General features: G+C 60.7%; 9 protein-coding genes, 3 tRNA genes and 1 pseudogene. 7 read left to right on the forward strand and 6 right to left on the reverse strand.

What is annotated here, in order from left to right:
- Positions 1 to 39 precede the first annotated feature (39 nt).
- The 3 genes from AB5Y70_RS11950 to AB5Y70_RS11960 are packed head-to-tail and all read right to left on the reverse strand — an operon-like array spanning position 40 to position 3,519.
- Positions 40 to 609 (reverse strand): membrane integrity-associated transporter subunit PqiC, encoded by a 570-nt coding sequence (locus AB5Y70_RS11950; RefSeq protein WP_102948910.1) that lies wholly within the window; start codon positions 607 to 609, stop codon positions 40 to 42.
- A complete protein-coding gene (gene pqiB / locus AB5Y70_RS11955; RefSeq protein WP_049636119.1) occupies positions 609 to 2,255 on the reverse strand; it encodes an intermembrane transport protein PqiB in 1,647 nt (548 codons plus the stop codon). Before pqiB ends, AB5Y70_RS11950 begins: the two co-directional genes overlap by 1 nt.
- Positions 2,248 to 3,519 carry a paraquat-inducible protein A gene (locus AB5Y70_RS11960; protein WP_049636120.1) on the reverse strand — a complete coding sequence of 424 codons (1,272 nt, stop codon included), beginning with the start codon at positions 3,517 to 3,519 and terminating at the stop codon, positions 2,248 to 2,250. The genes pqiB and AB5Y70_RS11960 overlap by 8 nt, the downstream gene beginning before the upstream one ends.
- 176 nt (positions 3,520 to 3,695) lie before the next feature.
- On the opposite strand from AB5Y70_RS11960, the gene hfq reads away from it, so the two are divergent.
- Positions 3,696 to 4,055 (forward strand): RNA chaperone Hfq, encoded by a 360-nt coding sequence (gene hfq / locus AB5Y70_RS11965; protein WP_039040603.1) that lies wholly within the window; start codon positions 3,696 to 3,698, stop codon positions 4,053 to 4,055.
- 136 nt (positions 4,056 to 4,191) lie between these two features.
- On the opposite strand, the gene AB5Y70_RS11970 is transcribed toward hfq, so the two are convergent.
- From AB5Y70_RS11970 to dapA, 3 genes are all read right to left on the reverse strand, one after another.
- On the reverse strand, positions 4,192 to 4,782 hold the full coding sequence (locus AB5Y70_RS11970; RefSeq protein WP_041211731.1) for an HAD family phosphatase: 591 nt from the start codon (positions 4,780 to 4,782) through the stop codon (positions 4,192 to 4,194).
- Between the two features lie 182 nt (positions 4,783 to 4,964).
- A complete protein-coding gene (locus AB5Y70_RS11975; RefSeq protein ID WP_049636121.1) occupies positions 4,965 to 6,611 on the reverse strand; it encodes a diguanylate cyclase in 1,647 nt (548 codons plus the stop codon).
- Positions 6,612 to 6,706: 95 nt separating this feature from the next.
- Positions 6,707 to 7,579, reverse strand: a complete 873-nt coding sequence (gene dapA, locus AB5Y70_RS11980; protein ID WP_039040606.1) for a 4-hydroxy-tetrahydrodipicolinate synthase — start codon at positions 7,577 to 7,579, stop codon at positions 6,707 to 6,709.
- A 277-nt stretch (positions 7,580 to 7,856) separates the two neighbouring features.
- Here dapA and rsmC point away from each other — a divergent pair, with 277 nt between their 5' ends.
- The 6 genes and pseudogenes from rsmC to AB5Y70_RS12010 all read left to right on the forward strand — a co-directional run bounded on the left by rsmC (position 7,857) and on the right by AB5Y70_RS12010 (position 12,175).
- Positions 7,857 to 8,885, forward strand: coding sequence for a 16S rRNA (guanine(1207)-N(2))-methyltransferase RsmC (gene rsmC / locus AB5Y70_RS11985; protein WP_010675754.1), 1,029 nt, complete (start codon positions 7,857 to 7,859; stop codon positions 8,883 to 8,885).
- A 147-nt stretch (positions 8,886 to 9,032) separates the two neighbouring features.
- A pseudogene (glgC, locus tag AB5Y70_RS11990) lies at positions 9,033 to 10,253 on the forward strand (glucose-1-phosphate adenylyltransferase); the annotation flags it as partial.
- Positions 10,243 to 11,703 (forward strand): glycogen synthase GlgA, encoded by a 1,461-nt coding sequence (gene glgA, locus AB5Y70_RS11995; RefSeq protein ID WP_279961471.1) that lies wholly within the window; start codon positions 10,243 to 10,245, stop codon positions 11,701 to 11,703. The pseudogene glgC and the gene glgA, both read left to right, overlap by 11 nt.
- 116 nt (positions 11,704 to 11,819) lie before the next feature.
- Positions 11,820 to 11,905, forward strand: a tRNA-Leu gene (locus AB5Y70_RS12000).
- 54 nt (positions 11,906 to 11,959) lie between these two features.
- Positions 11,960 to 12,044 (forward strand) — tRNA-Leu (locus tag AB5Y70_RS12005).
- Between the two features lie 45 nt (positions 12,045 to 12,089).
- Positions 12,090 to 12,175 (forward strand) — tRNA-Leu (locus AB5Y70_RS12010).
- Positions 12,176 to 12,278: the final 103 nt, after the last annotated feature.

A 12,278-nucleotide genomic window follows, 5' to 3' on the forward strand; every position in this document is an offset into this window, starting at 1 on the left:
AACGGGAGGCCATGGCCTCCCGTCTTTTTTTATGCTTCCTCAGCTGCGCGTGCGCACATCCGCCGCAATCTGATCGAGCAACAGTTGCCAGCCCTGCCCCAGCTCGTTCACCAGGGCGCCATACCCATCGGCAGGCAGCACCCGCTCCTGCTGGAAGGGAACATCTCTCAACACGACCCCCTCCTCCGTCAGCAGGCGCCAGCGACCGCTGAGCAGGGCGCGGCCGTCGTGCCGCCCCTGGAAACGCTCGACCGAGATGCTCAGCACAGGCCCCTTGCGGGCCCCGTCCTGACGCACCACCCAGCCAGGCAAGCGGCTGGAGAGGCCATTGAGGGTCAACTGGTTCAACTGGGCATCGAGGGAACCTGCCCAGCGATGGTACTCGGCAAAGTGCAACTCCTTGCCCTCCAGCTGATAGACCAGGCTCATCCGGTCAAGCTGACCGGACAGGGCGACGGGGCGCAGCACCAACTGGTGCTGCGGCTGCGCCGTGGTGACACTCGACGGCGCCGTGTCAGCATCCAGCGAATAGTAATGCAGCGTCGTCGGCGCACTGCCACATCCCGCCAGCAGGCCCAGCAAGGCCAGCGTCAACATCCGTTTTTTCATCATTTTCCTCGCTTGGGCTCGGGATCCCGCGGACGAGCGCGGTCAAAGATCAGCGAACTCGGCTGCTCGTTCAGTGAATGGACCAGAGGTTGCAACTCACTCATCAGCTGGTTGAGTGATTGCACCGACTGACGCAGCTCCTGATTGGTCTGGGAACCGGCATCATAGGTCTGCAACGTCTCCTGCAACTGCTTGAGGCTCTGGTTGAGGGAGGCCGGCAACTGCTGGGTCGACTGCTGACCGGTAAACTGCTCCAGATTCGCACTCACGGCACTGACATGCTTGAGCGTCTTGTCCAGTGTCATCAGGGTGCTGTTGACCTGAGTGAGGGTGGTGGCCATGTCCATGTCGACGAACTTGTCGAGGATGAGGTTCACCTTGCGTTCGATCTGATCCAGACCGGCCTGGGCAGTCGGGAAGACCTGATAGCCCGCCATCTTGAGCGGCTGATAGACAGGCGCATCCGGATAGAAGTTCAGATCGATCACCTTGCCCCCCGTCAGCAGGCTGGCGGTCTTGAGGCTAGCCCTCAGCCCTTCCTTGAACTGCTTGTTGAACAGGGCCCGCCACTGCTCCTTCTCCGCATTGGCATAACGGTGGGAGAGACGCTGCACCTCGATGCGCGCCAGCACCGGGATCTGCCGGCTCTTGAATAGCTGGACGCCCTTGTCGTCGATGAGATAGGGAGCCGAGATGACGGTACCGACCCGGATGCCGCGATACTGTACCGCCGCGCCGGGATGCAGCCCGCCCACGTCATTGTCGAACAGGAAGACATAGTCGATGAACTGATCCAGGCTACCGGCCAGCACGCTCTCCTCGTCCTTGAACAGCACGAACTCGTCGTTCTGTTTCACCGGCTCCCCCGGCAACCAGCCGGGAGGCAGCCCCATGGTGATGCCGCCGTTGATCAGGCTCTCCAGCGAGTCCATCTTCACCTTCATCCCCTCGCTGCTCATGGAGACCTCGAAGCCGGGCGTCAACCAGAACCGGGAGTTGCTGCTCACCAGGACGTCATAAGGCGCGTTGATGAAGAGCTGGTACTGCATCTCGCTCTTCTCGGGCAGGAATTTGGCCTCTTCGACCTGACCGATGGTGAATCCCTGATAGCTGATGGGGGAACCCGCGCCCAGCGCGTTGGCATCCCGGCTGGACAGGGATAGCCGCAATCCCCTGGCATCCAGGGATGTCAAGGGCGGCCTGTCCAGCATGGCGTATTCGCTTCGCGCCCTGCCCTTCTTGCCGGGAGAAAGCTCGATATAGGCACCGGAGAGCAAGGTGCCAAGACCGGAAACGCCCTCACGCCCGACCCTGGGCTTGACCACCCAGAACTGGCTGTCTTTCTTGAGCATGCCGGCGGCGGCATTGGTCAGGCGAGCCTTGAGCACGGCATGGCTATAGTCCTCGCTGAGCTCCACCGTCTCGATACGGCCCACCTCCACTTCACGAGAACGGATCACCGTCTTGCCCGCCACTATGCCCTCGGCGGTCGCCACCGTCAGGGTGAAGCTCGGCCCTTGTGAATACCAGTGCTGGAACAGCATCCAGGCGCCGATGAAGAGGGCCAGCAAGGGCACCATCCAGATAGCGGCAGCCGAACTCATGAAATCAGAGCCCGGTTTCCACCTTGTCTTACGCTCACTCACGTTCGCGTTCTCCTTGTTGTAAATCCCAGATCAGGCGGGAATCAAAACTCATGGCAGCCACCATGGTGACCAGTACGACCCCGGCAAAGGCGACGGCCGCAGGGCCAGGGTAGATGGTCATCAGATTGTCGAGCCGGATGAGACCGGCCAGGATGGCCACCACGAAGACGTCGATCATCGACCAGCGCCCCACAAATTCGGTCATGCGATAGAGTTTGAGCTTGCCGAGGGGAGATGCCCCCTGGCCGCGCTGCACCACGTAGCAGAGCCACAGCAGCGCCAGGATCTTCACCAGCGGCACCACCACGCTCGCGAAGAAGATGACGGCGGCAATGGGGTAGGAGCCCATGGCCCACAGCAGCACCACCCCGCCCATGATGGTCGAGGGGCTGTCATCCCCCAGGAACACGGTGTCCATGATGGGATACAGGTTGGCTGGGATATAGAGGATCACCGAAGTGATCAGCAGGGCCCAGGTGCGGTTCAGACCACCCGGCTTGCGGCTGTGCAGGTGATCCCCGCAGCGAACGCAACTATGGGCATCCTGCTCGTTCAGGGCGCCGCAGATGTGACAGCCCACCAGACCGCACGACAGGGCGCTCTCCTCGGGATCCAGCTCCCTCGCCGCCGTCGGACCGAACAGTCGCTGCCACAGCCACATCCGATCCAGGGAGGAGATCATCTTGATGAGCAGCAGGGTGTAGCCAACGAAGGCCCAGAACGACAGCCCCATCTTGATGTCGGCCATCCCCATCAGCTTCACCAGAGAGATGAGCACGCCGATGAGGAAGACGTCCACCATCAGCCAGGGCTTGATCCGGCACAGCAGGCGGCCAAGGGAGCGCAGGGCCTTGCTGTGCAGATCCTTGTCCAGGCGCCACAGCACCAGCATGATGGAGCCGATATAGACCAGCGGCAACCCGATCAGGGTAATGCTCAGCACGGCCCCGAGGAACAGGTAGCCTTGATCCACCAGGGTGGTGATGCACTGCAGGAAGGTCATCTCCTGCCCCACCCCCTTGGCCGAGAACGACATGAAGGTAAAGGCGTTGGAGAGCACGAACATGATGATGGCCGCAAAGCCATAGGCGATGGGCCTGCGCTCCTGCTCCGGCAGATGACGAGTCAGGGTATGGCCGCAGCGCGGACAACTGCTCGTCTCCCCCACGGCCAGCTCGGTGGCCGGCACCAGCAGGTCACACTCTTCGCAGGCGGTCGCGTCATGGGTATAGGTGGGTGGATGTTGGTGTGAAACCGGATGCAAGATAAGACCCCAGCATGAGGCCCGCCACGGGGCCAGAGCCGCCAATTATTGCAGCAGTGGCCCCTGCCGACCAGCCCTGTCGTTGTCCATCCTGCCCGGGTGTGAGAATGACTTTGACAAGGCAGTGACCATTTAGCACAATCAAACGCCACTTTTTTTCCGCGGGACAATAATTTATGACAACTGAATCCCCAAGCTACTCCACTATCGAGCAGGCCTTCTCCCTCGGGAACGGGCAAGATTCTGCCCTCAACTGGTTGCGCAAAAACCGTAGCCAGGTCGCCATCTTCCTGGTGAGCGGCATCAAGCTGGAGGGGACCATCAGCGGTTTTGACCAGTACAGCGTGCTGTTGACCGATGCCCATGGCAATCAGCAACTGGTCTACAAGGCCAAGATTTCCACCATTGCCATGCACTCCGGCCGTCCTGCCGTCAGCATCCAGCGGGCCCGCAAGCCACGGGTTTCCATGGCGCCACGCCCCCATGGCGCACCCAGCCGTTATGACGACAACCAGGGTGGCGGCAGCGAGCAGTAAATCTCGCCACTGCCCATCCTGACAGTGTCGCTGCGTCAGCCAGTGACATCTGCTCCCCACTCTCATGTTTCGCCTGTCCCGTATGAGAGTGGGGCTTCTCTCCCGAGCCGGTTGTTGACCCGCTCGTCTTCGTCACTCAGTAGGTCAACCCGACCGGTTTTCCCTCTCTGACCATGCAGACCTGCATGCCAGCCGCTTCACCGGCCTGTGCGCCTATGCCCGTGTCCTCGAACACCAGACATTGACCGGGCTCGACCCCCAGGCGTCGCGCCACCAGCAGGAAGGTGTCTGGATGGGGTTTGTGCAGCTCCACGTCGTCGGCGGTGACCACCACGGGGAAATACCGATCCAGCCCTGTGTTGCGCAGCACCGCTTCGGCATTGATACGGGGAGAGCCTGTCCCTATGCCCATGGGGATCCGGCCGTGATAGCGTTCCACCAGATCCAGCATGGCCGGGAAGGGGGTGGCCTTGTGCAGGTTGGCGACATAGTGTTCGGTCTTGCAGCGTGTCACCACCAGGGGATCCAGCGCGATCTGCTGCACTTCGGCCACCAGCAGGGCTATCTTGCGGCTGGGCATGCCTCCCAGCTCATAAAACCAGTCGGCGTCGAACCGAAAGCCAAACTCGCGGGCGGTGTGCTCCCAGGCGGCCAGGTGCAAGGGCATGGAGTCCACCAGAGTGCCGTCGAGGTCGAAAACCAGGCCTTGAAATCCGGATAGGGTCATGGTGCAGGATCTGTCTGTGAAAAATGGGCCCCCATTCTAGCCAGAGCGCGGGCGCATCGCCATGCGCCAGATGGCGAGAAACGCTTGCTACCTCATTTATACAGGGCGGCGTGGATCTGAAAGCCCACACGTATACAGATCAGCATGGATCTGATGCCGGGCAGGCAGCCCCCACGCAGGTGTCAGCGATAGGCCAGGGTACAGGCCCGCCCTTGGGATTTAGCGTGATAGAGCGCCTGATCCGCCTGCTCGGTCAGGGTTTGCCACTCCTTGTCCGATGACGGGACCAGATAGCTGAACCCGATGCTGACGGTGAGTGTCGCCGCCACCCGGGAGGCCGGATGGGGAATTTGCAAGGCGTCAAGGCCGTGGTGGATCTGCTCCGCCAGCCGCTCCGCTTCTCCCGGCTGCGGTGAACACAGCAGGATGACAAACTCCTCCCCCCCATAGCGGGCCACCAGGTTGGTACGCCGCCGCTCGGTGTCCTGCAGCAGTGCCGCCACCCGCTGCAGGCACTGATCCCCCTTGCCGTGGCCGAAGTGATCGTTGTAGGACTTGAACTCGTCCACATCGATCATCAGCACCGCCAGCACCCCCTGATGGCGGCGAGCCCGCTCCCACTCCCGTTCCATAGTGATGTCCCATTGGCGGCGGTTGGCGATGCCAGTCAGGGGATCTTCCAGAGACAGCAGGGAGAGGCGCCGGTTGGCCTCCTCCAGCGCCCGGTTGGTATCGGCCAGTTGCCGGGTACGCTCCTGCACCCTCAGCTCCAGCTCCCGATTGAAGCGCTCAAGCTTCTCCTGGGTGCGCTGGCGGATCAGCAACTGGGAGAGCACGGCGGCATACTGCTTGAAGATCTCGCTCTGATACGCCTTGAGGGGGCGCCGCCAGAGCAGGTTGTCGGCGGCGAGCCAGCCGATGGGGGTACTCCCGTCCCAGAGCGACACCATGGCGTTCCAGCCGCGACCCACCTCCTGCTTCTCGTAATAGAGAGGCGTGTCCTCCAGCACCAGGACATAGTCCTTGCGACGCAGCGCCTCCTGCACCGTGGGGTGATCCGGAATGGGGCTGATGAAATGGCGCTCGTCGATGAGCTCACCCGCCTCGTTGGTACCCCAGGTACCGTGCATGGTCTTGAATTCACTGTCAGTCAGGAAAATGGCGATGCGATCGAACTGCAACTCCTGGCGGGCCAGTGCCACCGCGTCGTGCAGCAGACGATCCTCGCTCTCGCAGCGGGAGAGCTTGACCCCCACCTGATGCAGCGCCTGCAGCATGCTGAGGAAAGAGTCCTGCAGGGCCTGGCTGCGCACGAGGTCTGCCTGGGTGTGGAGCCGCTGATCCCGCTCCAGATCCACCTGTCCCGCGAGTCGCCGACTCTCGAGCTCGGCGGCGAGATAATGCATGAGCAGCTGGATGCTCTGCTGCTGGCGTCTTGGCAGGCGATCGAGACGACGGCGGGTTTCCAGATAGACCACGGCCTCCAGCCCCTTGTGACGCTTGAGGGGGAAGCTGGCGCGCAGGCGCGGGATCTCGGGTTCGACGCTCTCCCGCTCCCAGATGGCACGGGTCGGCGCGATGGGTTCCACCAGCAACTGGCCGAGCGCAAGGGAACGTTCGATGAAGAGGATGGGCAACTCGAGGGAAGAGAGGATGTCAGCGCTCAGGCAGAGCAGACCCTGTTCCGGGCGATAGTGATAGAGCTGGGGCGTCGGAGCACGCAGCCACAGATAGATCTGTTCAGCCTCTGTTTTTTCCCTGACCGCAGACAAGGTCACTTCACAGAGATGTTCAAAACTGGTGAAGTGCTCCGGATCCCATTCTTCCATGCCAAATCATCCTTGGTTGTATCCAAGCGAGTATATCGGCAAAGCCCGGCCATTAATTGACCGGGCAATCAAAAGCGAGATCCAGAGCCCAGTTTTTACAACAGATTCAATGCCTGCATGGCACTGCGGATGCGCTCGCGGGTGGCCTCGGAGAGCGGCATCACCGGCAGACGGCACTCTTCGCTGCACAGACCCAGCAGGGAGACCGCATACTTGGCCCCTGCGGGGCTCGGCTCGGCGAACATGGCCTGGTGCAGCGGAATGAGCTTGTCCTGCAATTCGCGGGCAGCTTGCCACTCACCGGCCAGCGCCAGGTTCTGCACCTCGGCCACCAGCTTGGGGGCCACGTTGGCCGTCACCGAGATGCAACCCTGGCCACCACCGATGTTGTAGGCAACAGCGGTGGCATCTTCACCAGAGAGCCAGGCAAACGGCTTCTTGATGAGCTGGCGTTCAACCCAGGGGCGGGCCAGATCACCGGTGGCATCCTTCACGCCGGCAATGCGCGGCAACTCGGCCAGACGGGCCAGGGTCGCCGGCTGCACGTCAACGATGGCGCGGGGCGGAATGTTGTAGACGATGATGGGTTTGGTGGTGGCGTCATGCACCGCCTTGAAGTGGTGGTAGAGCCCTTCCTGATTGGGGCGGTTGTAGTAACCGGCCACATGCAGGGTGGCATCCGCTCCCATCTGCTCGGCATAGCGGGTGTATTCAATGGCTTCAACCGGGTTGTTGGAGCCTGCACCTGCGATCACGGGAATGCGCCCGGCCACCAGCTTGACCACCAGCTCCACCACGCGGCAATGCTCATCGTGGGTCAGGGTCGGGCTCTCCCCGGTCGTGCCGACCGGCACTATGCCATGGGTTCCCTGCTCTATGTGCCACTCTACCAGGCGAGCCAGTGCGGCCTCGTCCAGCTGGCCCTGTCGAAATGGGGTGATCAGGGCAACTATCGAACCTTGAAACATGGGATTTCCTTCTCCTAAACAGATGGATTGGTCAATAAAAAGCCCCGGTACGGGAGTCGCTACCGGGGCTTGAATCGTCTCAGGGATGAGAGGTTACGCGCGCACGCCAGCAGGCCCGATTGTCAGGCTATGTTTATGCTTTCGTTTCGATACGCATGACCGCATTGCATCATCTCTGGGTAAATAGGCGTCTGGGCATATTTCGGGAACACGGCATAAATGTCAAGGCGAAAGCGGCCATGTATAATGGCCGCCCAAAAATGCGTGGAGAGACCCAATGAGCCGTCCTGTCAGTGCCGTCAGTCAGATGCTGGAACGTAACCAAGCCCTCTTTGTCGGCAAGCGGCTGTTGGTGTGCGGTGCCCTGGAGGATGATTATCCTCGTCAACTGGCCGAGCTGGCACAAAGCCTGACCGTCTTCACCACGGATTACTGCTATTACCGCACCCAGCAGGCCGTTCTGGGAGACGCCATCCTGTTCGATCACCAGCTGGGTGGCGCCCCCCGATTCGATGCCCTGCTGCTGCTGATGCCCAAGGCCAAGGCCGAGGCGCAATACCTGCTGGCCATGATGACGCCGCTGCTCGAAAGCGGGGCCGACCTGTTCCTCGCCGGCGAGAACCGGGGCGGCATCAACGGGGCAGACAAGCTGCTGGCACCTTATGGCGAGAAACCGATCAAGCGCGACTCTGCGCGCCGCTGCTCTCTCTACCACGGCACGCTCGACAAACCGGTCGTCCCCTTCGAGCTGGACGCCTGGTTCAGTCGCTATGAGTGCCAGGCGGGCGACACCACCCTGACCGTCATGGCCCTGCCCGGGGTCTTCAGTGCAGACGGCCTGGATCTCGGCACCCAGATGCTGCTGGCGAGCCTCCCCCCCGTAACGGGCAAGCTGCTCGACTTTGGCTGCGGTGCCGGCGTCATCGGTTCCGTGCTGGCCAAGCGCAACCCGGCCCTGGCTGTCACCATGGTGGATATCAATGCCCTGGCACTGGAGTCCAGCCGCCGAACCCTGGCGGTCAACGGTCTGAGCGGACGTGTTCATGCCTCCGATGTCTATTCCGACATTGCCGAAACATTCCAACAGATTGTCTCGAATCCCCCCTTCCATGCCGGGCTCAAGACCTTCTACGCCGCCACCGAAACCTTCCTGGCAAAGGCACCTGAGTACCTGACCGCAAATGGCGCCCTGACCATAGTCGCCAATGCCTTCCTGCGATACCAGCCTATACTGGATGCGCACTTCAAACAGACCGAGGTGATCGCGGGCGATGCCAAATTCAAGGTGTATCTGAGCAAAGCTTAAAGAAGTGCAACGGTTGTAATAAAACAAGTAGAGAGTGCCAGACGGGATCTGTTAAGGTACCAAGAAAACGTTTACCACCCCTTTAGGGGTGTTTTTTTCGCAGCAACATGAAAACCTTTTCAACATCATGATCTCAGGGAGAGAACGACGATGGCAGGCATACTCACCATGATACTGGCAGGCGGTGAAGGTACCCGACTGCAACCGCTGACCACCACCCGCAGCAAACCCTCCGTACCCTTTGGCGGCAGTTACCGGTTGATCGACTTCGTGCTCAACAACTTCGTCAACGCCGACTTCCTGCGCATCTATGTACTCACCCAGTTCAAGTCCCAGTCCCTTTATCTGCACATGAAGAAGGGCTGGAACATCGTCGGCATCACGGATCGCTTCATCGATCCCATTCCGGCCCAGATGCGAATGGGCAAACGCTGGTATGACGGCACCGCAGACGCCATTTACCAGAACCTGCGCTTCATCGAGATCTCCGACCCCGAGCACGTCTGCATCTTCGGCTCCGATCACATCTACAAGATGGACGTGAGCCAGATGGTGAGCTTCCACAAGCAGAAAGCGGCCGCCCTGACCGTCGCGGCACTGCGCATGCCCATCGAGGAAGCAAGCGCCTTCGGGGTGATCGAGGTGGATCAGGAAGGGCGCATGATTGGCTTTGAAGAAAAGCCCCGTCACCCGAAACACATCCCCGGCGACCCCACCCAGGCCCTGGTCTCCATGGGCAACTACATCTTCGAGACCGAGGCCCTCTATCGGGAGCTCAAGCGGGATGCCGCCGAGGAGAACTCCAGTCACGATTTCGGCAAGGACATCATTCCCAGCCTGTTCCCCCGTGCCCCCGTCTATGTCTATGACTACAGCACCAACGTGATCCCGGGCGAGAAGCCCAACGTCTACTGGCGCGATGTGGGGACGCTCGACTCTTACTGGCAGGCGCACATGGACCTGGTGGCCGATGATGCCCCCTTCTCTCTCTACAATCGCAAGTGGCCGCTGCACACCCATTACCCGCCCCTGCCCCCCGCCACCTTCATCGATACCGACGACTGCAAGGTCAAGATCGCCAACTCCCTGATCTCCGGTGGCTGCTTCATTCAGGGCAGCCAGATCCAGCGATCCATACTGGGATTTCGCTGCAACATAGGCCCCTGCAGCCACATCAGTGAATCCGTGCTGCTGGGGGATGTGAAAATCGGCGAAGGTTGCTCCATTCGCCGCGCCATCATCGACAAAAACGTTGAAATTGCACCCGGCACCGTGATCGGTGAGAATCTGGACCATGACAGAGAGCGGTTTACCGTATCCGAAGGCGGTATCGTCGTGGTACCTAAGGGAGCAAGAGTTGGCTATTAACCCACTGAAAATCCTGTTTGTAGCCTCGGAGGTTGAGGGGCTGGTGAAGACCGGGGGCCTGGCGGATGTGGCCAAGGCCCTGCCGCAGCATCTCGCCCGTCAGGGGCACGATGTGCGCATCATTATACCCTTCTACAAGACCATCAAGCGCCGGGACGAGACCACCCTCCTCGCCTCGCGCTGGCTCCCCACCCCCCAGGATCGCAGTGATATCAGCTATCGCATCCATCAGCTGGAACTGGACGGGATCTGCGTCTATCTGCTCGATTGCCCGCACTATTTCGACCGCCCCCAGCTCTATGCCGAGAACAACCAGGCCTATCCCGACAACGGTGAACGCTTTGCCTTTCTGGCCGCGGCGGCCCTGCATGCATGCGAACAGCTGGGTTTCGCTCCCGACATCGCCCACTGCAACGACTGGCACACCGGTCTGCTGCCGCTGCTGCTGAAAACCCGTCATGCCCACAACCCCTTCTTCCAGCGCACCCGGTCGGTCATCAGCATTCACAACGCGGCCTTTCAGGGGGTATTCGATCGCCAGCAGTTCTGGGCCGTGCCGGAAATCCACGACTACGAGCAGCGCATCAACTACGACTATGGTCACATCAATCTGCTCAAGTGCGGTGTGCTCTACGCAGACAAGATCAATGCGGTCAGCCCCAACTACGCCAGCGAGCTGCTGACGCACCTGGGCGCTCACGGCATGGCCAGCGTATTCCAGCAGCGGGCTGCTGACCTGCGTGGCATCCTCAACGGCTGTGACTATCAGGACTGGGATCCCGCCTTCGATCCTCTGTTGCCCGCCACCTATGATGCCGACAACCTGGATGGCAAACACACCTGCAAGCGCATCCTGCAGCAGGAGACGGGGCTCCCCGTCGGCAACCTCCCCATCTATGGCATGGTGTGTCGACTGACCGAGCAGAAAGGAGTACACCTGCTGATCCCGGCCCTGGACAAGTTCTTGCAACATCAGGTCCAGGTAGTGATCGTGGGCTCCGGTGATCCCTCTCTCGCCGCCCAGTTGCAAAGCATTGCCCAGCAGCATCCCGACAAGTTTGCCTTCATCAATGCCTATGACGACCGTCTGGCCCACCTGGTGGAGGCCGGCGCCGACTTCTTCCTGATGCCTTCTCTGTTCGAGCCATGCGGGCTCAACCAGATGTACAGTCTGGCCTATGGCACCCTGCCCCTGGTGCGGGCCGTCGGCGGATTGAAAGATACCGTCGTGGACTGGGATGCCGACCCGACGCACGCGACCGGTTTCTGCTTCAACGATCCCACTGCCAGCACCTTGCTCGATGCCATGCGCCGCAGCTTGCTCCATTATCTGCAGGAACCGGCACGCTTTGCCCGTGTGCAGCACCACGCCATGAACACCCGCTTCGACTGGGCAGACTCCGTCATCTTGTACGAACAGATGTATCAGGATGCGCTGGCCACCGTCTGACGCCGATTGCTGAAGTTTTGTGCCCTTGGCACGCCTTTATCCGTCAACAGCGAAAAAAGTCCCCTTTGGCTGTTGACGCCCCCCCAAAACTCTATAGAATCCCCCACCGCAGTGATGCGAAGGTGGCGGAATTGGTAGACGCGCTAGCTTCAGGTGTTAGTGTCCCACGGATGTGAGGGTTCGAGTCCCTCTCTTCGCACCATACTGCAACATGCTCTTATCAGACGGCATGTAAATTCAGACTGATAACCGATGTGCGAAGGTGGCGGAATTGGTAGACGCGCTAGCTTCAGGTGTTAGTGCCCCCGGGTGTGAGGGTTCGAGTCCCTCTCTTCGCACCATGCTTTTGTCAGACAGCATGTAAATCCAGACTGATAACCCGATGTGCGAAGGTGGCGGAATTGGTAGACGCGCTAGCTTCAGGTGTTAGTGCCCCCCGGGTGTGAGGGTTCGAGTCCCTCTCTTCGCACCATGCTTTTATCAGACAGCATGTAAATCCAGACTGATAACCCGATGTGCGAAGGTGGCGGAATTGGTAGACGCGCTAGCTTCAGGTGTTAGTGCCCCCCGGGTGT

Source organism: Aeromonas sp. s1(2024), from assembly GCF_040908005.1.
Lineage (GTDB): Bacteria > Pseudomonadota > Gammaproteobacteria > Enterobacterales > Aeromonadaceae > Aeromonas > Aeromonas caviae.

What these genes read in the sequence shown, in the direction of transcription:
- rsmC (WP_010675754.1), top strand. Translation starts at nt 7,857, where the DNA reads ATGAGCCGTCCTGTCAGTGCCGTCAGTCAGATGCTGGAACGTAACCAA.
- dapA (WP_039040606.1), bottom strand. Translation starts at nt 7,579, where the DNA reads ATGTTTCAAGGTTCGATAGTTGCCCTGATCACCCCATTTCGACAGGGC.
- AB5Y70_RS11975 (WP_049636121.1), bottom strand. Translation starts at nt 6,611, where the DNA reads ATGGAAGAATGGGATCCGGAGCACTTCACCAGTTTTGAACATCTCTGT.
- hfq (WP_039040603.1), top strand. Translation starts at nt 3,696, where the DNA reads ATGACAACTGAATCCCCAAGCTACTCCACTATCGAGCAGGCCTTCTCC.
- AB5Y70_RS11970 (WP_041211731.1), bottom strand. Translation starts at nt 4,782, where the DNA reads ATGACCCTATCCGGATTTCAAGGCCTGGTTTTCGACCTCGACGGCACT.
- AB5Y70_RS11950 (WP_102948910.1), bottom strand. Translation starts at nt 609, where the DNA reads ATGAAAAAACGGATGTTGACGCTGGCCTTGCTGGGCCTGCTGGCGGGA.